22 protein-coding genes and 1 tRNA gene are annotated in these 22,174 nt (G+C 66.2%); 9 read left to right on the top strand and 14 right to left on the bottom strand.

Annotated elements, in window-relative coordinates:
• Positions 1 to 4: 4 nt before the first annotated feature.
• Positions 5 to 532, bottom strand: a complete 528-nt coding sequence (locus tag ACG00Y_RS06980; RefSeq protein WP_394477262.1) for a hypothetical protein — start codon at positions 530 to 532, stop codon at positions 5 to 7.
• Positions 533 to 773: 241 nt separating this feature from the next.
• Between ACG00Y_RS06980 and ACG00Y_RS06975 the strand changes: the two genes are divergently transcribed.
• On the top strand, positions 774 to 1,055 hold the full coding sequence (locus tag ACG00Y_RS06975; protein WP_394477260.1) for a helix-turn-helix domain-containing protein: 282 nt from the start codon (positions 774 to 776) through the stop codon (positions 1,053 to 1,055).
• Between the two features lie 41 nt (positions 1,056 to 1,096).
• On the opposite strand, the gene ACG00Y_RS06970 is transcribed toward ACG00Y_RS06975, so the two are convergent.
• The 7 genes from ACG00Y_RS06970 to cysS form a co-directional block, all read right to left on the bottom strand.
• Positions 1,097 to 2,311: a tyrosine-type recombinase/integrase gene (locus ACG00Y_RS06970; RefSeq protein WP_394477258.1), complete on the bottom strand. Its 1,215-nt coding sequence runs from the start codon at positions 2,309 to 2,311 to the stop codon at positions 1,097 to 1,099.
• Positions 2,312 to 2,508: 197 nt separating this feature from the next.
• Positions 2,509 to 2,602: transfer RNA gene (locus ACG00Y_RS06965), tRNA-Ser, on the bottom strand.
• Between the two features lie 47 nt (positions 2,603 to 2,649).
• Positions 2,650 to 3,927: an aspartate kinase gene (locus tag ACG00Y_RS06960; protein ID WP_394477256.1), complete on the bottom strand. Its 1,278-nt coding sequence runs from the start codon at positions 3,925 to 3,927 to the stop codon at positions 2,650 to 2,652.
• 59 nt (positions 3,928 to 3,986) lie between these two features.
• On the bottom strand, positions 3,987 to 5,291 hold the full coding sequence (tilS, locus tag ACG00Y_RS06955) for a tRNA lysidine(34) synthetase TilS (protein WP_394477255.1): 1,305 nt from the start codon (positions 5,289 to 5,291) through the stop codon (positions 3,987 to 3,989).
• Positions 5,260 to 6,231 (bottom strand): acetyl-CoA carboxylase carboxyltransferase subunit alpha, encoded by a 972-nt coding sequence (locus ACG00Y_RS06950; protein WP_394477253.1) that lies wholly within the window; start codon positions 6,229 to 6,231, stop codon positions 5,260 to 5,262. Before ACG00Y_RS06950 ends, tilS begins: the two co-directional genes overlap by 32 nt.
• Positions 6,231 to 6,863, bottom strand: coding sequence for a DNA-3-methyladenine glycosylase family protein (locus ACG00Y_RS06945; protein WP_394477251.1), 633 nt, complete (start codon positions 6,861 to 6,863; stop codon positions 6,231 to 6,233). Before ACG00Y_RS06945 ends, ACG00Y_RS06950 begins: the two co-directional genes overlap by 1 nt.
• Positions 6,863 to 8,236: a cysteine--tRNA ligase gene (gene cysS, locus ACG00Y_RS06940; protein WP_394477250.1), complete on the bottom strand. Its 1,374-nt coding sequence runs from the start codon at positions 8,234 to 8,236 to the stop codon at positions 6,863 to 6,865. The genes ACG00Y_RS06945 and cysS overlap by 1 nt, the downstream gene beginning before the upstream one ends.
• Before the next feature lie 128 nt (positions 8,237 to 8,364).
• Between cysS and ACG00Y_RS06935 the strand changes: the two genes are divergently transcribed.
• The 5 genes from ACG00Y_RS06935 to ACG00Y_RS06915 are packed head-to-tail and all read left to right on the top strand — an operon-like array spanning position 8,365 to position 11,458.
• Positions 8,365 to 8,883: a tetratricopeptide repeat protein gene (locus tag ACG00Y_RS06935; protein WP_394477248.1), complete on the top strand. Its 519-nt coding sequence runs from the start codon at positions 8,365 to 8,367 to the stop codon at positions 8,881 to 8,883.
• 1 nt (position 8,884) lies between these two features.
• A complete protein-coding gene (locus ACG00Y_RS06930; RefSeq protein WP_394477246.1) occupies positions 8,885 to 9,448 on the top strand; it encodes a peptidylprolyl isomerase in 564 nt (187 codons plus the stop codon).
• Positions 9,445 to 9,942, top strand: coding sequence for a peptidylprolyl isomerase (locus tag ACG00Y_RS06925; protein ID WP_394477245.1), 498 nt, complete (start codon positions 9,445 to 9,447; stop codon positions 9,940 to 9,942). Before ACG00Y_RS06930 ends, ACG00Y_RS06925 begins: the two co-directional genes overlap by 4 nt.
• A complete protein-coding gene (locus ACG00Y_RS06920; protein WP_394477243.1) occupies positions 9,939 to 10,685 on the top strand; it encodes a UDP-2,3-diacylglucosamine diphosphatase in 747 nt (248 codons plus the stop codon). Before ACG00Y_RS06925 ends, ACG00Y_RS06920 begins: the two co-directional genes overlap by 4 nt.
• A complete protein-coding gene (locus tag ACG00Y_RS06915) occupies positions 10,685 to 11,458 on the top strand; it encodes a M90 family metallopeptidase (protein WP_394477502.1) in 774 nt (257 codons plus the stop codon). The genes ACG00Y_RS06920 and ACG00Y_RS06915 overlap by 1 nt, the downstream gene beginning before the upstream one ends.
• 49 nt (positions 11,459 to 11,507) lie before the next feature.
• On the opposite strand, the gene clpA is transcribed toward ACG00Y_RS06915, so the two are convergent.
• Both clpA and clpS read right to left on the bottom strand, forming a co-directional pair.
• Positions 11,508 to 13,835, bottom strand: a complete 2,328-nt coding sequence (gene clpA, locus ACG00Y_RS06910) for an ATP-dependent Clp protease ATP-binding subunit ClpA (protein WP_394477242.1) — start codon at positions 13,833 to 13,835, stop codon at positions 11,508 to 11,510.
• A complete protein-coding gene (gene clpS / locus ACG00Y_RS06905; RefSeq protein WP_394477240.1) occupies positions 13,832 to 14,212 on the bottom strand; it encodes an ATP-dependent Clp protease adapter ClpS in 381 nt (126 codons plus the stop codon). The genes clpA and clpS overlap by 4 nt, the downstream gene beginning before the upstream one ends.
• Before the next feature lie 210 nt (positions 14,213 to 14,422).
• Between clpS and ACG00Y_RS06900 the strand changes: the two genes are divergently transcribed.
• The gene (locus ACG00Y_RS06900; RefSeq protein WP_394477500.1) at positions 14,423 to 14,680 is read left to right on the top strand and encodes a cold shock domain-containing protein; all 258 of its coding nucleotides are present in this window, start codon (positions 14,423 to 14,425) and stop codon (positions 14,678 to 14,680) included.
• Positions 14,681 to 14,882: 202 nt separating this feature from the next.
• Positions 14,883 to 17,120: an NADP-dependent isocitrate dehydrogenase gene (locus ACG00Y_RS06895; protein WP_394477238.1), complete on the top strand. Its 2,238-nt coding sequence runs from the start codon at positions 14,883 to 14,885 to the stop codon at positions 17,118 to 17,120.
• A gap of 68 nt (positions 17,121 to 17,188) precedes the next feature.
• Here the strand turns inward: ACG00Y_RS06895 and ACG00Y_RS06890 are convergent, their stop codons facing one another.
• Positions 17,189 to 17,557, bottom strand: a complete 369-nt coding sequence (locus ACG00Y_RS06890; RefSeq protein ID WP_394477236.1) for a carboxymuconolactone decarboxylase family protein — start codon at positions 17,555 to 17,557, stop codon at positions 17,189 to 17,191.
• A gap of 247 nt (positions 17,558 to 17,804) precedes the next feature.
• Here ACG00Y_RS06890 and ACG00Y_RS06885 point away from each other — a divergent pair, with 247 nt between their 5' ends.
• A complete protein-coding gene (locus ACG00Y_RS06885; protein ID WP_394477235.1) occupies positions 17,805 to 18,815 on the top strand; it encodes a TerC family protein in 1,011 nt (336 codons plus the stop codon).
• A gap of 36 nt (positions 18,816 to 18,851) precedes the next feature.
• On the opposite strand, the gene icd is transcribed toward ACG00Y_RS06885, so the two are convergent.
• From icd to hemN, 3 genes are read right to left on the bottom strand one after another with little or no spacing between them, the layout of a single operon-like run.
• Positions 18,852 to 20,105: an NADP-dependent isocitrate dehydrogenase gene (gene icd / locus ACG00Y_RS06880; protein ID WP_394477234.1), complete on the bottom strand. Its 1,254-nt coding sequence runs from the start codon at positions 20,103 to 20,105 to the stop codon at positions 18,852 to 18,854.
• Positions 20,106 to 20,165: 60 nt separating this feature from the next.
• Positions 20,166 to 20,792, bottom strand: a complete 627-nt coding sequence (locus ACG00Y_RS06875) for an urease accessory protein UreH domain-containing protein (RefSeq protein ID WP_394477233.1) — start codon at positions 20,790 to 20,792, stop codon at positions 20,166 to 20,168.
• Complete coding sequence (gene hemN / locus ACG00Y_RS06870) at positions 20,792 to 22,174, bottom strand: oxygen-independent coproporphyrinogen III oxidase (RefSeq protein ID WP_394477232.1); 1,383 nt, start codon at positions 22,172 to 22,174, stop codon at positions 20,792 to 20,794. The genes ACG00Y_RS06875 and hemN overlap by 1 nt, the downstream gene beginning before the upstream one ends.

The following is a 22,174-nucleotide window of genomic DNA, read 5'->3' as shown; positions in this document are numbered from 1 at the left end:
CAGGTCACGCGGCTTGCTGAGATGCAGGCGTCCCGACGGCGCGAGAACGGCGCAGGGACGTCTTGAATCTCAGCCTGGGGAGGCCCTGGAGCTGACGGTCGGCGTTTTCGAGGGCGTGCATGAGGAAGGCCACAGCGGCACCCTCGTCCGCGAACGGGGCCTGGCGCTTGATCGCACGGGTAAGGCTGGCCTGCAAGCGTTCAGCAGTCGCGGTGGCCGACTGAAGGGCTGCACGGCGTCGTGGGCCGAAGGTGCTTGCGGCATCAGCATCGCCAGACGCCGACCAGGCGACCGCATCGGGATAGGTCGATGTGCAGTCCACGCCCTTCTCAGCGGAGATCGCCTTGATGTGCTCGATGCCGCGGTCGTGGAGTTCATGGGCAACAGTCGGCAAAGGCACGTGTGCAGGCCATGCGCCTAGAAGCTCGTACTCATCCTGCCTAAACAGCCCAAGTGCCCAACGCCACGGGATGTGCTTGGCGGCGCCGTCGCCGTCCCGCACAGGCAATTGCAGGGTCTTGAAATCAGTCAAGACATACCTGAGGCAAAGCGCCCTACTCAACCAGCGCGAGCCAGGAGAGGGGTCGTCATCGCTGGATGCAGCTGGCCAAATCGTGGCCAAACCTTGAGTAGACGGGTTCATAGGCGGACCTCCTGATGAATGCCAAGGCAGCTCGTCGTGTCACGACTTTCGTGACGACACATTATGCGCGCGTTACGAGACTCGTGACATGTCTTTGGAGGATCAGCCATCAACCGTCGTCGGACGCCGCATGCGCGCCCGACGCGAGGAGTTGGGCTGGTCTCAGGAAAAAGTGGGGGTGCTCATCGGAATCGATGAGTCCAGCAGCAGGGCCCGCATCAGCCGCTATGAGTTGGGTGTTCACGAGCCGGCCATAGCAACCGCCAGATTGATCGCCGACGCGCTGGGCGTCTCGCTGCCCTACCTGTACTGTGAAAACGACGCTGTCGCGCATCTGCTTCACGCCTTGCACCAGCTTCCCAGTGAGCAGCAGGCTCGCCGCGCGGAACAGCTACTTGCCACCTTCCGATAGCTAAGGCTTCAACCTCTCGTCGCTTTGCCCAGTGAAAGCGTCTACGCGCAGAGCTTGCGAAGCGCCACTACATTGCCGGCGATGGCGGCATCGAGGTAGTCGCTCCAGGCTTGCATCATTCGTGCACGCTGGGGCAAATACAGCGCATGGTTGTAGCTCGCCGAAACGGCATCACGTTCCTGGTGAGCGAGTTGCAGCTCGATGTGCGAATGCTCGAATCCTTGCTCGTGAAGTAGCGTTGAAGCGACGCCTCGAAAGCCATGCCCGGTCATCCGGCCCTTGTAGCCCATGCGCTCGAGCGCCTTGAGGATCGTATTGTTGGACATCGGCTTCTTGGGATCGCGCTCTCCCGGGAACAGCAAGGCCTTGCCACCAGTGCTGGTGCGGAGCGCCCGCAGCAGCGTCACAGCCTGTGAGGATAGCGGGACGATGTGCGGTGTTTTCATCTTCATTCGGCTCGCTGGAATATCCCAGCGGCCCGCGTCGAGGTCGAACTCATCCCATCCGGCGCCAATCAGCTCACTGGTCCGCACAAAGGTCATGGCCATCAGCTTCAATGCAGCGCGCGTGATGGACGCGCCCTGATAGACCTCGATCTTCCGCAACAGGTTGGGCAGCTCATTCGCCTCCACCCGCGCATAGTTCTTCTTCTTGCGTGTGGGCAGCACATCACTCGGACGAATGTCGGTCGCTGGATTGCGGGACGCCTTCCCATGCGCGATTGCGTAGCGAAAAACCTGACCGCACGTTTGCATCGAGCGCTTCGCGATGTCCAACGCGCCGCGCGCTTCGATGCGCTTCACCATTGCTACCAGTTCGGCCGCCTCAAGCTCGGCAATGGGCCGATGACCAATTACCGGGAACACATCCGCCTCAAGCCGCCGCTCGACATATTCAGCGTGACGGCTTGAACGGGCTCCCTTCCAACTCGCCCACCATTTGCGAGCCACTGACTGAAACGAATTGTCCATGGCGATGCGCTGGGCAACCTTCACCTGGCGGCGCTCGCCCATCGGATCGGTGCCTGCGGCCAGCAACTTGCGCGCCTCTTCCCGCTTCTCGCGAGCCTGGGCCAGCGAAACGTCGGGATAGCCGCCCAGGGCCATCAGCTTTTCCTTGCCGGCGTGACGGTACTTCCAGCGCCAGAGCTTCGCCCCCTGCGGCTTCACCAGCAGGTACAGCCCCCTCTCGTCGCTCACCTTGAGTGGCTTGTCGGCTGCCTTGAGGTTTTTGATAGCGATATCGGTAAGAGACATCTCGGGTACTCCTGGGATCGCCAGAGGAAAGTACCCCCAGCTCCTCGTTCAAGTACCCCCAACCGTACCCCCACGCGTCGCGGGCTGTCAACGAACGCTTCAGGACGCCAGGAAACAAAAAAGCCCGTCTCCACTGGGGAAAACGGGCTTCTTCTAGTTCTTTATGGGACTTCAAAAGACGTCCCGGAACTGATCTTTGGAGGAGACGGAGGGATTCGAACCCTCGATTCGCGTTTTAGCGCAAATACTCCCTTAGCAGGGGAGCACCTTCGGCCACTCGGTCACGTCTCCAGCACAGCCGCGCATTCTACACAGCCGCAGCGCACTTTTGACAGAAATCAGGCGGCCGCAGCGTCCTGGTCCAGATCGAAGGCCTTGTGCAGCGCGCGCACGGCCAGTTCCATGTACTTCTCGTCGATGACGACGCTGGTCTTGATCTCGCTGGTGGAGATCATCTGGATGTTGATGCCCTCTTCCGACAGCGCGCGGAACATCTTGCTCGCCACGCCCACGTGCGAGCGCATGCCGATGCCGACGATGGAGACCTTGCAGATCTTGGGGTCGCCCAGGACCTTGCTGGCATTCGTCGCCGGACCGACCGTGTTCTGCAGCAGCTCCATCGTGCGCGTGTAATCGTTGCGGTGCACGGTGAAGGAGAAGTCGGTCTTGCCGTCGTGCGAGACGTTCTGGATGATGACGTCGATGTCGATGTTGGCCTCGGCCACGGGGCCCAGGATCTGGAAGGCGATGCCGGGCTTGTCGGGCACGCCCAGCAGCGTCACCTTGGCCTCGTCACGGTTGAAGGCAATGCCCGAAACGACGGCTTGTTCCATGTTCTCGTCCTCTTGTTCGAAAGTGATCAGCGTGCCGGAGGCGGCCTCTTCGGTGATGTCGATGTCCCAGGGCGTGAAGCTGGACAGCACGCGCAGCGGCACGCGGTACTTGCCGGCAAACTCCACCGAGCGGATCTGCAGGATCTTGGAGCCCAGCGAGGCCATCTCCAGCATTTCCTCGAAGGTGATGGTGCTGAGGCGGCGCGCCTCGGGCACCACACGCGGGTCGGTCGTGTAGACGCCGTCCACGTCGGTGTAGATCAGGCACTCGGCCGCCTTCAACGCCGCCGCGATCGCCACAGCCGAGGTGTCGGAGCCGCCGCGGCCCAGCGTGGTCACGTGCCCGTCCGGGTCGATGCCCTGGAAGCCGGTGATGACGACCACCTTGCCGGCGGCCAGGTCGGCGCGCACGCGCTTGTCGTCGATGCTCTCGATGCGGGCCTTGGTGAAGGACGAGTCGGTCGCGACCGCGACCTGCCAGCCGGCGTAGCTGACGGCTTCCAGCCCCTCGGCCTGCAGCGCGATGGCCAGCAGGCCGACGGAGACCTGCTCGCCGGTGGCGGCAATCGCGTCCAGCTCGCGCGCCAGCGCCGGCGTGTGCTTGCCCGGCGACAACTCCTTGGCCAGGCCGAGCAGGCGGTTGGTCTCGCCGCTCATCGCCGAGGGCACGACCACCATCTGGTGGCCGGCGCGCGCCCATTTGGCGACGCGCTTGGCGACGTTGCGGATGCGCTCGGTGGACCCCATCGAGGTGCCGCCGTATTTGTGGACGATCAGAGCCATGTGTTTGAGCGAAGGCTTAAGGTGAGCGGCCGGGGCGGCGCGCTGGCAAGCCCATGATTTTATGCGGTCGTACCGGCCGGGCCTTCGCGCTGAGGCAAGGCGGAGTCGTCCAGCCAGCTGAGCGCCAGCTGCAGCTCATCTTGATCGGCGAAGGCACGGGCGTCCATGCCCAGCCCGGCGACGGCGATCAGGCGTTCTTCGGCGTCGAACAGCAGCGGCCCGCCGCGTCGCCAGGGCGGCAAGCCGGCTTCCTGGCAGGCCTTCTTCAGGCTGCGAAGCGCTGACTTCGGCGCGCGCTGGAACTGCTCGGCACCCGCCCGGGCGCGCTGGGTCAGGCGGGCCAGGCGTGCGGGGGCGATGCCAGCGCTGGCCGGCTCGACCAGCCAGGCGCCCTGCCAGCCTGGTTGCGGATGCAGGCCCGGGCGGCTCAGGTCGACGGCGGAGGGTGGCGGGAACGTGCCCGCCGCCTCGGCCCAATGCAGGCCGTCGCGGTAGGCATGCAGCTCGCCACCGGGCGCGGGCCAGCACAGCGTCGCCCCTGGCCGCCATTCGGTCAGCAGGCGCTCGACGAGACTGGCCGGCGCGGCGGTGTGCGGCGCCAGCCAGGCCCGCAGCGCGTTGCTGGCGCGGGCGGGCGACAGAGCGGCCAGGCCGGCAAGGTCGAGGCGCTCTAGCGTCGCCAGCCGGGCGAGATCATCACCAGCGACTTCGGCAGCCAGAGCCTCGGCCTGCTGAGCCCAGCGCGCGGCCTGCGCGAGCCCCGCTTCCGCACTCGGGAAGGCCGGCCACACGGTCTGCCGCAGCCGGTTTCTGGCGAAGCGCGCGTCGCCGTTGCTGGGGTCTTCGATCCAGCGCAGCCCATGCTGCTCGGCATAGGCCTGGATCAGTTCGCGCGGCTGCTCAAGCCAGGGCCGAGCCCAGCAAAGGCCGTCGCGCCATTGCACCTTCGGCATGCCGGCAAGACCGGCCATACCTGCGCCGCGCATGGCCTGCAGCAGGAAGGTCTCGGCCTGATCGCGGCGGTGATGAGCCAGCAGCAGCAGGTCGACGCCGGCCGCCCCAGCCATGTCGTGCAGCGCACGATGCCGCCCTTCTCGGGCCCAGGCCTCGACGCTGTCGCCACGCCCCGGCGCGCCGCTCAGCCGCGTGCAGGCGAAAGCGGCGCCGAACTCGCGCGCAACGCCCTCGCAATGCACCGCCCATTCATCGGCCTGCGGCTGCAGGCCATGGTGGACGTGCAAGGCAAGCACGCGCGCACCCGAGCGGGTGGCAACGTGGAGCAGCGCGGTGGAGTCGAGGCCGCCGCTGAAGGCGACCGCGACAACGTCAGAGTCAGCGAGCCTTGGTGTCGCTGAAGCGGCCATAGGCCTGGATGCGCTCGTAGCGGCGGTCGACCAGCTCGCGGGTCTTCAGGTCGCTGACCTGGCGCAGCGCGTCGCTCAATGCACGCTTCAGGTTGGACGCCATCTGCTTGGGATCGCGGTGCGCGCCGCCAACGGGCTCGCTGACGATCTTGTCAATCAGGCCCATGGCCTTCAGGCGGTGGGCCGTGATGCCCAGCGCATCGGCGGCCTCCGGGGCCCGCTCGCTGCTCTTCCACAGGATGGACGCGCAGCCCTCAGGCGAGATCACGGAGTAGGCCGAGAACTGCAGCATCAGCACCTGGTCGGCCACACCGATGGCCAGCGCGCCGCCCGAGCCGCCCTCGCCAATGACAGTGGCGATGATGGGCACTTCCAGCTGCGCCATCTCGAAGATGTTGCGGCCGATGGCCTCGCTCTGGCTGCGCTCCTCGGCACCGATGCCGGGGTAGGCGCCCATGGTGTCGATGAAGGTGAAGACCGGCAGGCCGAACTTCTCGGCCAGCTTCAGCAGGCGCAGCGCCTTGCGATAGCCCTCGGGGCGCGGCATGCCGAAGTTGCGCAGCGTGCGCTCCTTGGCGTCGCTGCCGCGCTGGTGGCCGATGACCATGCAGGCCTGGCCGTTGAAGCGCGCGAGACCACCGACGATGGCCGCGTCATCGGCGAAGTGGCGGTCACCGTGCAGTTCCTGGAACTCGGTGAAGACTTCCGAGCAGTAGTCCAGCGTCTGCGGGCGCTGCGGGTGGCGGGCGATCTGGTAGACCTGCCAAGGTGCCACGCTCGCGTAGACCTCCTTGGTCAGCTGCTGGCTTTTCTTGGAGAGGCGGTCGATCTCTTCGGAGATGTCGACGGCCGACTCGCTTTGCACGTAGCGCAGCTCTTCGATCTTCGTTTCGAGTTCCGCGATCGGCTGCTCGAATTCAAGGAAATGTTTTTTGCTCATCAGGTGTCCACCGGTAGGGGATCCAGGCTGCGCCAAATGTACCAAACCGCTACCGAGCGGTAGGGCGCCCAGGCGTCGCCGACCTCGCGCGCTTCGGCGCGGGAGACGGGCTCGCCGGAAAAGTAGTTCAGGCCTATGCCCTTCAGCAAGCCGACGTCGTCCAGCGGCATGACGTTGGGGCGCATCAGGTGAAAGATCAGGAACATCTCGGCCGTCCAGCGACCGATGCCGCGAATGGCGACCAGCTCTTCGATGATGGCCTCGTCGTCCATCTGCGCCCACTGGCGCACATGGACGCTGCCAGCGTTGAAATGCTCGGCCAGATCGCGCAGGTAGTCCACCTTGCGCGCCGACAGCCCGGCCGCGCGCTGCGATTCCACGTCCAGCGCCAGCACCGCCGCAGGCTGGAGCTTGGGAGCCAGGGCGACCCAGCGGTTCCAGACCGACTGCGCCGCCTTGACCGAGATCTGCTGGCCGATGATGGAACGGGCCAGCGTCGTGAAGGCGTCGCCATGGCCTTGCAGCCGGGCCTCGCCGAACTGCGGGATCAGCTTCTTCATGACCCGATCGCGCTTGGCCAGGTGCTTGCAGGCTTCGTCCCAATAGGACGGGACCACGTCGGCGGGTGCCATCAGCTCTTGACCCAGGTCGTGCCGTCTGCGCCATCCTTCAGCGCAACGCCCCTGGCCGCCAGCTCGGCACGGATGGCGTCGGCACCAGCGAAGTCGCGCGCCGCCTTGGCAGCGGCGCGAGCGGCGATGCGCTCAGCGATCCACGCGGCCTCGTCGCCGCCCGAGCCACCCTGCAGATAGGCGCGCGGTTCCTGCTGCAGCACGCCCAGCACACCGGCCAGCGCCTTGAGCAGGCCGGCCTTCTGCGGCGAGCGGTCGCGGTTGACCTCGTTGACGAGGTCGAACAGCACGGCCATGGCACCAGGGGTGCCGAAGTCTTCATCCATCGCCGTCTTGAAGGCGGCCGCGCTGGGATCGGTCCAGTCGATGGTGACGTCAGCGGGCGGCACGGCGTCCAGCGCCGTGTAGAGCCGAGTGAGCGCCGAGCGGGCGTCTTCCAGGTGCGTGTCGCTGAAGTTGAACGGCCGGCGGTAGTGCGTGCGCAGCATGAAGAAGCGCAGCGTCTCGCCGTCGAACTTCTGCAGCACGTCGCGAATGGTGAAGAAGTTGCCCAGGCTCTTGGACATCTTCTCGCCGTCGACGTTCAGGAAGCCGTTGTGCAGCCAGTAGGTGGCAAAGCCGTAGCCGGCGCCCTCGCTCTGCGCGATCTCGTTCTCGTGGTGCGGGAACTGCAGGTCCGCGCCGCCGCCGTGGATGTCGAAGCTCTCGCCCAGCAGCGCGCAGCTCATGGCCGAGCACTCGATGTGCCAGCCGGGGCGGCCTTCGCCGAAGGGCGCGGCCCACTTGGCGTCGGCGGGTTCCTCGGCCTTGGCAGCCTTCCAGAGCACGAAGTCCAGCGGGTCCAGCTTGCCGTCGTCCACCGCCACGCGTTCGCCGGCGCGCAGGTCGTCGACGCTCTTGCCGCTCAGCTTGCCGTAGCCGTCGAACTTGCGCACGGCGTAGTTCACGTCACCGCCTTCGGCGCGATAGGCCAGGCCGCGCTCTTCCAGGCGCTCGATGAGCGACAGCATCTGCGGCACGTACTCGGTCGCGCGCGGCTCGTGGTCCGGGCGCAGCAGACCCACGGCAGCGAAGTCCTCGTGCATCGCCGCCGTCATCTCTTCGGTGAGCTGGCGGATGGTGATGCCGCGCTCCACCGCGCGCTTGATGATCTTGTCGTCGATGTCCGTGATGTTGCGCACATAGGTGACGGCATAGCCGCTGGCGCGCAGCCAGCGGTAGATGACGTCGAACGCCATGTTCATGCGCAAGTGCCCCATGTGGCACAGGTCGTAGACCGTGATGCCACACACGTACATGCGCACCTGGCCCGCGACGAGCGGCTTGAAGTCTTCCAGGGTGCGACTGAGGGAGCTGTGGACGCGCAGAGACATGTGAAACGGGAACTGGGGGCAGGCGCCTGCACCAATAAGTAGCCCCGCGCAGGGGCCGGCCAGGCGGGGCTCATAGAATGATTTCAGTATACCGGCCGACCCTGAAGCCGCTCCCCGCTACAACCCTCATGCGCCTGCCCCTCACCACCCTTGCGTTGCTTGCTGCACTGGCCATGGCGCCAGCGAGCGCCGACGATCTGGCCGGCGCCCAGCGTCTGTGGCTGGCCGGCCAGAAGACCCAGGCCATCGAGCAGGTCGAGCAAGCCCTGACCCGCACGCCGGACGACCTGCAACTGCGCTTTGCGCTCGGGGTGATGCGCATGGAACTCGGTGAGCGCGACAAGGCCAAGGGCATCTTCACGCGCCTGACCCAGGACTTCCCCGACCTGGCCGACCCCTACAACAACCTGGCCGTGCTACATGCCGCCGCAGGCGACCTCGACGAAGCCCAGGCCGCGCTCGAACAGGCGCTGCGCCTGCAGCCCGAGCATGCCCAGGCGCAGGAGAACCTGGGCGACGTGCTGGTGCGCCTGGCGCTGCGCGCCTACCAGCGCGCGCAGAAGCTGTCGCTGGCCTCCAGCGAGGTGCTGGCAGGCAAGATCAATCGCACGCTGGTGCTGACCAGCGCTTTCACCAAGCCCCGCTGACATGACAAAGACCGCCCTGTTCCTCGCCGCCTTGCTGGCCGCCGCCAGCGCCTCGGCTCAGACCGTCAAACTGCAGACCACCGAGGGCGACATCCGCATCGAACTCAATGCAGAGAAGGCGCCCAAGACGGTCGCCAACTTCGTGCAGTACGTGAAGGCTGGCCACTACAACGGCGTCATCTTCCACCGCGTCATCCCCGGCTTCATGATCCAGACCGGCGGCTACGACGCCAAGCTGAACCAGCGCCCGACCAAACCGCCCATTCCGCTGGAGTCGGGCAACGGACTGTCCAACCTGCGCGGCAGCGTCGCGATGGCGCGCACCAATGACCCGAACTCGGCAACGTCGCAGTTCTTCATCAACGTCGTCGACAACGCCTTCAGCCTCGACGCCAGCGTCGGCCGCAACGGCACCGGCTATGCGGTCTTCGGCCAGGTCGTCGAAGGCATGGATGTCGTGGACAAGATCCGCGCCGTCGAAACGACGGCCAGGAGCGTCCACGAAAACCTGCCCATCAAACCCATCTTCATCACCAAGGCCGTCATCGAGCCTGCAAAAAAATGAGCCAAGTCAAACTCACCACCAACCACGGCGACATCCTCATCGAGCTGGACGCCGACAAGGCACCGCTGTCGGTCGCCAACTTCCTCAGCTACGTCCGCAAGGGCCACTACGACGGCACGGTCTTCCACCGCGTCATCAAGGGCTTCATGATCCAGGGCGGCGGCTTTGAAGTCGGCATGAAGCAGAAGGCGACCGACGCGCAGATCCAGAACGAGGCTAACAACGGCCTGAAGAACGCCCATTACACGCTGGCCATGGCGCGTACCAACGCACCGCACTCGGCCACGGCGCAGTTCTTCATCAACACGACCAACAACGGCTTCCTGGACTTCAAGTCCGAGAGCCCGTCCGGCTGGGGCTATGCAGTCTTCGGCAAGGTCATCGAAGGCCAGGACGTGGTCGACAAGATCGAGAAGGTCAAGACCGCCACGAAGAGCGGCCACGGCGATGTGCCGGTCGAAGACGTCATCATCGAAAAAGCCGTCGAAGTTTGATCCACACGCTGACGGCCCCGGCGCAGTGGCAGCAGGTCGACCTGCTGTCCGACCTGCACCTTGGGCCGGACACGCCGGCGACGGTCGCACGGCTTGAGCGCCACCTCGCCGAGACGCCCGCGCAAGCGGTGCTGCTGCTCGGCGACATCTTCGAGGTGTGGGTCGGCGATGACGCACGCGACGAGCCGTTCGAGGCTGGCATCGTGCGACTGCTGCGCGACGTGTCGCAGCGGCTCGACCTCTTCTTCATGCACGGCAATCGCGACTTCCTCGTCGGCACCGAACTGCTGGCGGCGACCGGCATGATCGCCCTGCCCGACCCCACCGTGCTGGCCGCCTTCGGCCAGCGCTGGCTGCTCGCGCATGGCGACGCGCAATGCCTGAACGACGCGGCCTATCAGGTCTGGCGCTCAACCAGCCGCTCCGCCGCCTGGCAAGCCGACTTCCTCGCCAAGCCCCTGGCGGACCGCCAGGCCTTTGGACGCCAGGCGCGAGCACAGAGCCGCGCGTCCCAGGCGGCGCAGCTGATGTCGACCGACCTTGATGCCGACGCCTGCCGTGCGTTGCTGAACGAGGCGGACGCAAAAACAATGATCCACGGCCACACGCACCGCCCCGCCGCGCATGACCTCGATGGCGGCCTCCAGCGCGTCGTGCTATCGGACTGGGACCTGGACGCCACGCCACTGCGCGGCGACGTGATCCGCCTGTCCGCCGCCGGCCTGCAGCGCCTCCCGCTGTGATCCTGAAAGCCTTACGCAGTTGGCGCGAACAGCGCGCCGTGGAGCGCCACGCCATTCCCGATGCGCTGTGGCAGTTGACGCTGCTGCGCTACCCCTTCCTGGCCCAACGCAGCGTGGACGACCTCGTCGAGCTGCGGCGCCTCAGCAGTCTCTTCCTGGCAAGCAAGGAGTTCCATGGCGTCGATGGCTTCGAGGTGACCGACGAGGTCGCCGTCGCCGTCGCGGCGCAGGCCTGCCTGCCGGTGCTGCGCCTCGGCCTCTCCTGGTACGACAGCTTTGTCGGCATCGTCATGCACGCGGGCGAGGTCGTGGCACAGCGCACCTACCAGGACGAGGACGGCGTCGTCCACGAGTACGACGAGGAGCTGGCCGGCGAGGCCATGGAAGGCGGCCCACTGATGCTGGCCTGGAACGCGGTCGCCGTCAGCGACGACCCGGCCGAGTTCGGCGCGGATGCGGTATTCAACGTCGTCATCCATGAGTTCGCCCACGTCATCGACATGCGCGACGGCCTGGCCGATGGCGTGCCGCCGCTGGACCCGGATGCGCGCGAACGTTGGATCAGCGTCATCGACGCCGAGTGGGAGGGCTTCTGCAAGCGCATCGACGCCGGCGAGGCCACGCTGATCGACCCCTACGGCGGCGAGGCCGTGGAGGAATTCTTCGCCGTGGCCGTCGAGGCCTTTTTCGTCGCCCCGGCCGCCATGCGCGCCGAGGAGCCGGCGATGTACGCGCTGCTCGCCGGCTTCTTCGGGCAAGACCCGGCACCTTAAAGGACAAAAGGGACGCCGAAGCGTCCCTTCCCGTTCAATGCCCTCAGGCTCAGGCGGCGGTAGCGGGCTCCGCCTTGGGCTTGTTGTCCCGGGCCGGCTTGGGCGGCGTGGGCTGGATGTCCAGCACCGTCTCGCCCTTGTCGTCCACGTCCACGCTGAGACGGCCACCGTCGACCAGCTTGCCGAAAAGCAGCTCGTCGGCCAGCGCGCGGCGGATGGTGTCTTGGATCAGGCGCTGCATAGGCCGCGCACCCATCAGCGGATCGAACCCCTTCCTGGCGAGCTGCTTGCGCAGCGCGTCCGAGAAGCTGACCTCGACCTTCTTCTCCTGCAGCTGGCTTTCGAGCTGCAGCAGGAACTTGTCGACCACGCGCAGGATGATTTCCTCGTCCAGCGCGCGGAAGGACACGATGGCGTCCAGCCGGTTGCGGAACTCGGGCGTGAACAGGCGCTTGATGTCGGCCATCTCGTCGCCCTGCTGACGCGAGTTGGTGAAACCGATGGTGGCCTTGTTCAGCGCCTCGGCGCCCGCATTCGTCGTCATGATGATGATGACGTTGCGGAAGTCGGCCTTGCGCCCGTTGTTGTCGGTCAGCGTGCCGTGGTCCATGACCTGCAGCAGCACATTGAAGACGTCCGGGTGGGCCTTCTCGATCTCGTCGAGCAGCAGCACCGAGTGCGGCTTCTTCGTGACGGCTTCGGTCAGCAGGCCGCCCTGGTCAAAGCCCACATAGCCCGGAGGCGCACCGATCAGGCGGCTCACGGCGTGGCGCTCCATGTACTCGGACATGTCGAAGCGGATCAGCTCGATGCCCAGGATGTAGGCGAGCTGCTTGGCCACTTCGGTCTTGCCGACGCCCGTGGGGCCACTGAACAGGAAGCTGCCCACCGGCTTCTCGGGCCGGCCCAGGCCTGAGCGCGCCATCTTGATGGCGGCGGCCAGCGCGTCGACGGCCGGGTCTTGCCCGAACACGACGCTCTTCAGGTCGCGGTCCAGCGTCTTGAGCTTGCTGCGGTCGTCGCTGTTGACGGACGCGGGCGGGATGCGCGCGATCTTGGCGACGATGTCTTCCACCTCGACGCGCGTGATGGTCTTCTTCTGCTTGCTCTTGGGCAGGATGCGCTGCGCGGCGCCAGCTTCGTCGATGACGTCGATGGCCTTGTCGGGCAGGTGGCGGTCGTTGATGTACTTGGCCGACAACTCGGCCGCGGCCTGCAGCGCGCCCAGGGCGTACTTGACCGAGTGGTGCTCCTCGAAGCGGCTCTTCAGCCCCTTCAGGATCTCGATGGTCTGCTCGACCGACGGCTCGGGCACGTCGATCTTCTGGAAGCGCCGCGACAGCGCCGCGTCCTTCTCGAAGATGCCGCGGTACTCGGTGAAGGTGGTCGCGCCGATGCACTTCATCTGGCCGCTGGACAGCGCGGGCTTCAACAGGTTGCTCGCATCCAGCGTGCCGCCCGAGGCCGCACCGGCGCCGATCAGCGTGTGGATCTCGTCGATGAACAGCACCGCGTTGGGCTGGTCCTTCAGGGACTTCAGCACCGCCTTCAGGCGCTGCTCGAAGTCGCCGCGGTACTTGGTGCCGGCCAGCAGTGCGCCCATGTCGAGCGAGTAGACGACAGAGTCCGCCAGCACCTCGGGCACCTCGCCCTCCGTGATGCGCCAAGCAAGACCCTCGGCGATAGCTGTCTTGCCGACGCCTGCCTCACCCACCAGCAGCGGGTTGTTCTTGCGCCGACGGCACAGCACCTGCACCACGCGCTCGACCTCGGCCTCGCGGCCGATCAGCGGGTCGATCTTGCCGTCCTTGGCGAGCTGGTTCAGGTTCTGCGTGAACTGCTCCAGCGGCGAGGCCTTGGCGCTGGCGCCCTCGGCTTCCTCGCGCTCACCTTCCTGGCCCTGCTGCTGGCCTTCGGGCGCCTTGGGCGGCTCGGGGTCGGTCTTCTTGATGCCGTGGGCGATGAAGTTGACGACGTCCAGGCGCGTGACGCCCTGCTGGTGCAGGTAGTAGACGGCGTGCGAATCCTTCTCGCCGAAGATGGCCACCAGCACGTTGGCGCCGGTCACTTCCTTCTTGCCACTGCCCGTGCTCTGCACATGCATGATGGCGCGCTGGATGACGCGCTGGAAGCCGAGCGTGGGCTGGGTGTCCACCTCGTCGCTGCCGCCCACCATGGGCGTGTTTTCCTTGATGAACTGCGTCAGGCTCTTGCGCAGATCGTCCAGGTTGGCCGCGCAGGCGCGCAGCACCTCGGCGGCGCTGGGGTTGTCCAGCAGCGCGAGCAGCAGGTGCTCGACGGTGATGAATTCGTGCCGCTGCTGGCGCGCCTCGACGAACGCCATGTGCAAACTGACTTCAAGTTCTTGCGCAATCATGCGGCCTCCATAATGCACTGCAGGGGGTGGCCGGCACGCCGGGAGGCGGCCAGTACCAACTCCACCTTGGTCGCGGCGACGTCCTTGGTGAAGACACCGCAAACCCCGCGACCCTCGTGGTGGATTTTGAGCATGATCTGCGTCGCCGTATCGAGGTCATGCCGGAAAAATTCCTGCAGAACCATGACTACAAACTCCATTGGCGTGAAATCGTCGTTCAGCAGCAGAACCTGGTAGAGCCGTGGCGGCTCGGTTTTCTGCGTCTGGCGCTCGACGACGACCGCGCCATCGCCTTCGTCCTTACCCGGCCTCAAAGGAGGAGCGGGCGGGGGCGGAGCCGACTGGTTTCGCGGTGAAAAAACGGGGAGCACAGGCATGCGGGGATTCTATCGACGGGGGTATTTCCCTCGGGCAGATGAGCAAACCCCGTGACTGCGTGCAGTTGGAGCCGTTGGGCGGAAATGCAAGCCAGCACGGCGCCCAAGGGTGAACCCGGCCGGGAAGGTCCCGAATTGACGCCCTTGTTCACGTCACCAGAATCGCGTCCGCCTTCCGCAGTAGGCGCAAAAAAGAACGGAGACAAGATGATGGCACTGGGCAAAGTCAAGTGGTTCAACGATGCCAAGGGCTTTGGTTTCATCGAACCTGAAGCCGGCGGCGACGATGTCTTCGCCCATTTTTCGGCGATCCAGATGGAAGGCTTTCGCACGCTGAAGCAGGGTTCGCAGGTGCAGTTCGACCTCGTGCAAGGCCCGAAAGGCCAGCTCGCTCAGAACATCACGCCGATGGAAGCCGCCGCCGCCCTGGCAGCCGAGCAGCAGCAGCAGCCGACGCTCACGTCCTGAGCCACCCCGCAGACGACACAAGCCCCTTGGCCCCGTGCCACGGGGCTTTTGACCTTTGGGCGCCCGCCAGCCATGCCCCCGCCGAAGCCCGGATAGACGGCCAAAGAAGCGCCGGCAAGGCAGCAGCAGTGCAATCGCGCGGCCCGGCTTGCTAGAGTTCATGCCTTGCCCGTAGGGATTCCTCACTCACCGGAACCGCTTCATGACCGCCGAAAAGACCCAGATCGTTTACACCCTGACCGATGAGGCCCCCCGCCTGGCCACCGCCTCGCTGCTGCCGGTCGTGCAGCGCTTTGCTGCGCAGGCCGGGATCGACGTCGTCTCCAGCGACATCTCGGTGGCCGGCCGCGTGCTGGGCCAGTTCCCGGAGCTGCTGACCGAAGAGCAGCGCGCTCCCGACAACCTCGCCGCCCTGGGCAAGCTGACGCTCAAGCCGGAAGCCAACATCATCAAGCTGCCCAACATCAGCGCCTCGGTGTCGCAGTTGAAGGCCGCGATCAAGGAACTGCAGGACAAGGGCTACGCGATTCCGGACTACCCCGAGAAGCCGGAGACGGACGAGCAGAAGGACATCCGCGCCCGCTACAACAAGTGCATCGGCTCGGCCGTGAACCCGGTGCTGCGCGAAGGCAACTCCGACCGCCGCGCGCCCAAGGCCGTCAAGGAATACGCCCGCAAGAACCCGCATCGCATGGACGAGTGGAGCCAGGCCTCCCGCTCGCACGTCTCGCACATGCACGACGGCGACTTCTATCACGGTGAAAAGTCCATGACCATGGATCGCGCCCGCGACGTGAAGATGGAACTGATCACCAAGAGCGGCAAGGCCATCGTGCTCAAGCCCAAGGTCTCGCTGCTGGACCGCGAGGTGGTGGACTCGATGTTCATGAGCAAGAAGGCGCTGCTGGACTTCTACGAAAAGGAGATCGAGGACGCGCACAAGACCGGCGTGATGTTCTCGCTGCACGTCAAGGCCACGATGATGAAGGTGTCCCACCCCATCGTTTTCGGCCACTGCGTGCGCATCTTCTACCGCGACGCCTTCGAGAAGCACGCCAAGCTGTTCGACGAGCTGGGCGTCAACGTCAACAACGGCATGGTGGACCTGTACACCAAGATCGCCACGCTGCCGCAAAGCAAGCAGGACGAGATCAAGCGCGACCTGCACGCCTGCCACGAGCACCGCCCCGAGCTGGCCATGGTGGACTCGGCCAAGGGCATCACCAACTTCCATTCGCCCAACGACGTGATCGTGGACGCGTCCATGCCCGCCATGATCCGCAGCGGCGGCAAGATGTACGGTGCCGACGGACGCCTGAAGGACGTCAAGGCCGTGATGCCCGAGTCGACCTTCGCCCGCATCTACCAGGAGATCATCAACTTCTGCAAATGGCACGGCGCCTTCGACCCGCGCACGATGGGCACCGTGCCCAACGTCGGCCTGATGGCCCAGCAGGCCGAGGAATACGGCTCGCACGACAAGACCTTCGAGATCCCCGAGGACGGCGTGGCCAACATCACCGACCTGGCCACCGGCGAAGTGCTGATGAGCCAGAACGTCGAGCAGGGCGACATCTGGCGCATGTGCCAGTGCAAGGACGCCGCCATCCGCGACTGGGTCAAGCTGGCCGTCACACGCGCCCGCAACTCCGGCATGCCGGTGGTGTTCTGGCTGGACCAGTACCGCCCGCACGAGGCGCAGCTGATCACCAAGGTCAAGATGTACCTGCACGAGCACAACACCTCGGGCCTGGACATCCAGATCATGAGCCAGGTGCGCGCCATGCGTTACACGCTGGAGCGCGTCATCCGCGGCCTGGACACCATCAGCGCCACCGGCAACATCCTGCGCGACTACCTGACCGACCTCTTCCCCATCATGGAACTGGGCACCTCGGCCAAGATGCTGTCCATCGTGCCGCTGATGGCCGGCGGCGGCATGTACGAGACGGGCGCCGGCGGCTCGGCGCCCAAGCATGTGCAGCAGCTGGTGGAAGAGAACCACCTGCGCTGGGATTCGCTGGGCGAGTTCCTGGCGCTGGCCGTGAGCCTGGAGGATGTGGGCATCAAGACCGGCAACGCCAAGGCCAAGGTGCTCGCGAAGGCGCTGGACAAGGCCACGGGCGAGCTGCTGGACAAAGGCAAGGGCCCCAGCGCCAAGACCGGCGAGATCGACAACCGCGGCAGCCACTTCTACCTGACGCTGTTCTGGGCGCAGGCGCTGGCCGAGCAGACCGAAGACGCCGAGCTGGCCGCGCGCTTCAAATCGCTGGCGGACACGCTGACGGCCAACGAGGCCAAGATTGCGGCCGAGCTGAAGGAAGTCCAGGGCAAGCCGGCCGACATCGGCGGCTACTTCCTGCCGGATGTGGCCAAGCTGGACAAGGTGATGCGTCCGAGCGCGACGTTCAATGCGGCGCTGGAGTCGCTGGCGAGCTGATCGTCACTTCATGACGGGGCCTGGCCCCGTTGATCACGCCGCTGCGCAGCCCCTGCCAGCGGCGTTTTTCATGGTGGGGCGTCGACCACCTCTGCGGCAGCACGGAAAGCGTCCACCGCCGCCGGGAAACCGCAGTAGACGCTGGCATGCAGGAAGATCTCCTGCAGCTCTTCCACCGTCACGCCGTTGTTCAGCGCGCCCCGCACATGGGTCTTCAACTCGTGCATGCGCCCCAGCGCCACGAGCATGGACACCGTGACGATGCTGCGCGTGCGCAGGTCCAGGCCCAGGCGCTGCCAGGTGTTGCCCCAGGCATGGCGAGTGACCAGTTCCTGCAGCGGCTCGGTGAACGGCGTGACCCTGGCCAGCGCGCTGTCAACGTAGGCATCGCCAAGCACCGCGCGACGGGTGGCAAGGCCTTGGGGGTCGAGGTCCATGACTGCTCCTTCAGTGGTGCTGTGCGGCGAACATCACGACGCGTCGCTCATGTTGGCACAGCGGCAAAGCCGCGCTGCCGCCCCGCTCGATGCACAGGTTTTTCCGATGTCCACGTTCTCGAAAAGCTGCTTCATCAGATGCGCCGGGGCGGCCACATTGCGTGCTCCCAAGCGAGGGAGATTCCCAACGCTTCCGTCGTTCTTCAGCCCACCCACAGCTTTCCTGAAACTCACTTAGGGAACGGACATGCAATCCATCGGCTCTCCACTCATGTGGTCCCTGTTCGCGGCATTCGTGCTGGTCGCGCTGCTGGTCGACTTCTTTGCGATGAGCAAGCAGGGTGCGCACCGCGTCACGACGCGCGAGGCCGCCGTCTGGTCGCTCGTCTGGGTCGGCGTGTCCTTCGTGTTCATGGGCTGGCTGTGGTGGTACCTCGGCGGCACCGGCACGGACGAGGCCGCACGCGTGCTCGCGAATGCCAAGGCCCTGGAGTTCCTGACCGGCTACCTGATCGAGAAGGCGCTCGCGGTCGACAACATCTTCGTGTTCCTGATGTTGTTCACCTACTTCGCGGTGCCGGCCGAGTTCCAGAAGCGCGTGCTGATGATCGGCATCCTGGGCGCGCTGGTGCTGCGCGCGGCCATGATCCTGGTGGGCGCCTGGCTGATCGCGCAGTTCCACTGGGTCCTCTACGTGTTCGGCGCCTTCCTGCTCTTCACCGGCATCAAGATGTGGTGGGCCGCCGGGCAGGAGCCCGACTTGGACAACAACCCGGCGCTGAAGTGGATTCGCGGCCGCTTCAAGATCGCGCCGGACTACGACGGCGAGAAGTTCTTCACCATGAGCAATGGCGTCAGGATGGCCACGCCCTTGCTGGTGGTGATCCTGCTCATCGGCATCGTCGACGTCGTCTTCGCCGTCGACTCCATCCCGGCCATCTTCGCCATCACGACCGACCCCTTCATCGTGCTCACGTCCAACGTGTTCGCCATCCTTGGCCTGCGCGCGATGTATTTCCTGCTCGCCAACATGCACGAGCGTTTCCACCTGCTCAGCTATGGCCTGGCCATCGTCCTCGTGTTCATCGGCGCCAAGATGCTGCTGATCGACGTCTACAAGATCCCGGTGGCCTTCTCGCTCGGCTTCACCGCGGTCACGCTGGCCGTGACGATGGTCCTGTCGCTCAAGATTCCGCCCAAGGGCAAGGCCGGCACGGCGTATCCGTTCGGCGCGAAGAAGCAGGACGAAAACGAATGAGGCGCGTGCCAGAACCGGCGCGCGGCCGGCGACACCTCACTCCATGTTGTCGATCAACACCTGGCCGAACCCCGAGCACGACACCTGCGTCGCGCCGTCCATCAAGCGCGCGAAGTCGTAGGTGACCTTCTTGCTCAGCACCGCCTTCTCCATCGCGCTGATGATGAGGTCGGCCGCTTCCTTCCAGCCCATGTGGCGCAGCATCATCTCGGCCGACAGGATGGAGGAGCCTGGGTTCACATAGTCCTTGCCGGCGTACTTGGGCGCTGTGCCGTGGGTGGCCTCGAACATGACGACCGAGTCGCTCATGTTGGCGCCCGGCGCGATGCCGATGCCGCCGACCTGCGCGGCCAGCGCGTCGGAGATGTAGTCGCCGTTCAGGTTCAGCGTGGCGATGACGCTGTACTCGGCCGGGCGCAGGATGATCTGCTGCAGGAAGGCGTCGGCGATGACGTCCTTGATGGTGATGAGCTTGCCCGTCTTCGGGTTCTTCAGCCGGCACCACGGGCCGCCGTCGATGGGCTCGGCGCCGAATTCCTTCTGCGCCAGCGCATAGCCCCAGTCACGGAAGGCGCCTTCCGTGAACTTCATGATGTTGCCCTTGTGCACGAGGGTCACGCTGGGCTTGTTGTGGTCGATGGCGTACTGGATGGCCTTGCGCACCAGGCGCTCGGTGCCTTCGCGGCTGACCGGCTTGATGCCAAGCGCCGAGGTCTCGGGGAAGCGCAGCTTCTTGGCACCCAACTCGTCGCGCAGGAAGGCGATCAGCTTCTTCGCGTTGTCGCTGCCGGCCTCGTACTCGATGCCGGCGTAGATGTCCTCCGAGTTCTCGCGGAAGATGACCATGTCGACCTTGCGGGGCTCCTTCACCGGGCTGGGCACGCCGTCGAAGTAGCGCACCGGGCGCAGGCAGACGTAGAGGTCCAGCTCCTGGCGCAGCGTGACGTTCAACGACCGGATGCCACCGCCCACCGGCGTGGTCAGCGGGCCCTTGATGGAGACGAGGTAATCGCGCGCGGCCTGGACCGTCTCGGCGGGCAGCCAGGTGTCGGCGCCGTAGAGGCGGGTGCTCTTTTCGCCGGCGTAGACCTCCATCCAGTGGATCTGGCGAGCGCCGCCGTAGGCCTTGGCGACCGCCGCATCGACCACCTTCAGCATCACGGGCGTCACGTCCAGGCCAACACCGTCGCCTTCGATGAAGGGGATGATGGGCTGGTCGGGGACGTTCAGCGAGAAGTCGGCGTTGACGGTGATCTTCTGGCCGCCTTCGGGCACCTGGATGTGGGACATGGCTGCTGGCTCTGCGAACGGGAGCGCGGAATGGTCGTGACCCGGCGAGTTTAGGGCGCCTCAGCAGGCCAGCAGCAGCCGCTCCCAGACGCCATGCCCCAGCCCCCAGGCCGCGCCCAGCGCCAGCGCCAGGCCGGCCAGGCGCAGCGCCAGCACGTCGCCGCCCGCACCGCGCCTGAGCAGCCGCGCCCGCCACAGCGGCGCGATGACGAGGCCCGGCGTGCTGGCCAGCGCAAAGCCGGCCATGGCCGCGCCGCCGCTCAGCGGCGAGCCGGACAGGCCGGCCAGCAACAGCGCCGCATGCAGCAGGCCGCAAGGCATCGCCACCCAGGCCATGCCGGTGGCGAAGGCATGACGGGGTTGTGGCCGCCAGCTGACCGCGCCCAGCCAGGCCGGCACGCGGCCGCGCGCCAGCAGCGTCAGGCCGAACAGTAGCAGCGCCGCCTGCAGCAGCGCCCAGGCGGGCTGCAGCAGCGTCACGTTCTGCGACACACGCGCCAGCGCCTCGGCGGAAGCCGCCGCCACCACGCCGCCGGCCGTGTAGCCCAGCAGCCGCCCCGCCAGCAGGCCGACCGGCCGCTTGCCGCCGGCCAGCGCACAGGGCGCGCTGCACATGGCCGCGCAATGCGGCATGCCGGCCAGGCCCATCAGCGTGGCGGACACGATCAGTGCCGCGTCGAGTGCCATCAAATGATCTTGGAGAAGCGCTCGCGGCTGGCGTCGGCCTGCAGGTAGCGGTCGAACACCAGGGCCACGGCGCGCACGAAGTACCAGCCCAGCGGCGTGACCTGGATGGCGCCCGGCTCCAGCACGACCAGGCCTTGCGCAGCCAGCTGCGTCAGCCGCAACAGCTCCGGCGCGAAGTAGCTCGGCACATCGACGAGATACGACGCCGCGATGGACTCGAACTCGACACGGCCCTGGCACATCAGCGCCATGATGACCGCGCGGCGCAGCAGGTCGTCGCGGGTCAGCGCCAGGCCGCGTTGCACGGGCAGTTGGCGCTGGTGCAGCGCGTCCTCGTACTCGTCCAGCGTCTTGGCGTTCTGCGCATAGGTGGCGCCCACGCGGCTGATGGACGACACGCCCAGGCCCACGAGGTCGCAGTCCGGCTGCGTCGAGTAGCCCTGGAAGCCGCGGTGCAGCAGGCCTTGCCGCTTGGCCACGGCGAGCGGGTCGTCAGGCAGCGCGAAGTGGTCCATGCCGATGTAGGTGTAGCCCTCGCCCAGCAGCGCGCTGATGGCGCCGGACAGCATGGCCAGCTTGTCGCCGGCCGGCGGCAGCAACTCGGCGACGATGCGCCGCTGCGGCTTGAAGCGCTGCGGCAGGTGGGCGTAGGCATACATCGCGATGCGGTCCGGCCGCAGCTCGGCGACTTGCGCGATGGTGCGGGCGAAGCTGGCCGGCGTCTGCAGCGGCAGGCCGTAGATCAGGTCGACGTTGGTGGACGCGAAGCCCAGCTCGCGGGCGCTCTGCATCAGCGCGGCCACCTGCGCAAAAGGCTGCACGCGGTGCACGGCCTTCTGCACGGCGGCATCGAAGTCCTGCACGCCGAAGGACAGGCGGTTGAAGCCCAGCAGCCGCAGATGGGCCAGGCGATGCAGGTCGACGGTGCGCGGGTCAACCTCGATGGACAGCTCGGCGCCCGGCAGCAGCTTGAAGCGGCGGCGCAGCGCGTCCATCAGCGTGCTCAGCTCGGCGTCGGACAGGAAGGTTGGCGAGCCGCCGCCCAGGTGCAGCTGCGACACCGGCGCAAGGCCACCCACGGCTTCGGCGACCAGGTCCATCTCCACGTTCAGCGCGGCCAGGTAGGGCGCGGCGCGTTCATGGTGCTTGGTGATGATCTTGTTGCAGGCGCAGTAGTAGCAGAGCTGCTCGCAGAACGGGATGTGCACATAGACCGACAGCGGCTGCGCCGTGCCGCGCTGGCGCAGCGCCTGCAGGTGCTGGGCGCCCTGGTGGGCCTCGACGAAGCGGTCGGCCGTGGGGTAGGACGTGTAGCGCGGGCCTGCCACGTCGTGACGGCGCAGGAGGTCGGTGTCGAGAGTACGGTCGGTGACGGCAGCCAT

This window comes from Pelomonas parva, assembly GCF_043555835.1.
Taxonomy (GTDB): domain Bacteria; phylum Pseudomonadota; class Gammaproteobacteria; order Burkholderiales; family Burkholderiaceae_C; genus Pelomonas; species Pelomonas parva.
This window is presented reverse-complemented; position numbering and strand designations above follow the sequence as displayed.

What these genes read in the sequence shown, in the direction of transcription:
- ACG00Y_RS06925 (WP_394477245.1), top strand. Translation starts at nt 9,445, where the DNA reads ATGAGCCAAGTCAAACTCACCACCAACCACGGCGACATCCTCATCGAG.
- ACG00Y_RS06890 (WP_394477236.1), bottom strand. Translation starts at nt 17,557, where the DNA reads ATGGACCTCGACCCCCAAGGCCTTGCCACCCGTCGCGCGGTGCTTGGC.
- clpA (WP_394477242.1), bottom strand. Translation starts at nt 13,835, where the DNA reads ATGATTGCGCAAGAACTTGAAGTCAGTTTGCACATGGCGTTCGTCGAG.
- ACG00Y_RS06945 (WP_394477251.1), bottom strand. Translation starts at nt 6,863, where the DNA reads ATGGCACCCGCCGACGTGGTCCCGTCCTATTGGGACGAAGCCTGCAAG.
- ACG00Y_RS06875 (WP_394477233.1), bottom strand. Translation starts at nt 20,792, where the DNA reads ATGGCACTCGACGCGGCACTGATCGTGTCCGCCACGCTGATGGGCCTG.
- ACG00Y_RS06900 (WP_394477500.1), top strand. Translation starts at nt 14,423, where the DNA reads ATGGCACTGGGCAAAGTCAAGTGGTTCAACGATGCCAAGGGCTTTGGT.
- icd (WP_394477234.1), bottom strand. Translation starts at nt 20,105, where the DNA reads ATGTCCCACATCCAGGTGCCCGAAGGCGGCCAGAAGATCACCGTCAAC.
- ACG00Y_RS06930 (WP_394477246.1), top strand. Translation starts at nt 8,885, where the DNA reads ATGACAAAGACCGCCCTGTTCCTCGCCGCCTTGCTGGCCGCCGCCAGC.
- ACG00Y_RS06975 (WP_394477260.1), top strand. Translation starts at nt 774, where the DNA reads ATGCGCGCCCGACGCGAGGAGTTGGGCTGGTCTCAGGAAAAAGTGGGG.
- ACG00Y_RS06885 (WP_394477235.1), top strand. Translation starts at nt 17,805, where the DNA reads ATGCAATCCATCGGCTCTCCACTCATGTGGTCCCTGTTCGCGGCATTC.
- tilS (WP_394477255.1), bottom strand. Translation starts at nt 5,291, where the DNA reads ATGGCCGCTTCAGCGACACCAAGGCTCGCTGACTCTGACGTTGTCGCG.
- ACG00Y_RS06895 (WP_394477238.1), top strand. Translation starts at nt 14,883, where the DNA reads ATGACCGCCGAAAAGACCCAGATCGTTTACACCCTGACCGATGAGGCC.
- clpS (WP_394477240.1), bottom strand. Translation starts at nt 14,212, where the DNA reads ATGCCTGTGCTCCCCGTTTTTTCACCGCGAAACCAGTCGGCTCCGCCC.
- cysS (WP_394477250.1), bottom strand. Translation starts at nt 8,236, where the DNA reads ATGTCTCTGCGCGTCCACAGCTCCCTCAGTCGCACCCTGGAAGACTTC.
- ACG00Y_RS06950 (WP_394477253.1), bottom strand. Translation starts at nt 6,231, where the DNA reads ATGAGCAAAAAACATTTCCTTGAATTCGAGCAGCCGATCGCGGAACTC.
- ACG00Y_RS06960 (WP_394477256.1), bottom strand. Translation starts at nt 3,927, where the DNA reads ATGGCTCTGATCGTCCACAAATACGGCGGCACCTCGATGGGGTCCACC.
- ACG00Y_RS06935 (WP_394477248.1), top strand. Translation starts at nt 8,365, where the DNA reads ATGCGCCTGCCCCTCACCACCCTTGCGTTGCTTGCTGCACTGGCCATG.
- hemN (WP_394477232.1), bottom strand. Translation starts at nt 22,174, where the DNA reads ATGGCTGCCGTCACCGACCGTACTCTCGACACCGACCTCCTGCGCCGT.
- ACG00Y_RS06970 (WP_394477258.1), bottom strand. Translation starts at nt 2,311, where the DNA reads ATGTCTCTTACCGATATCGCTATCAAAAACCTCAAGGCAGCCGACAAG.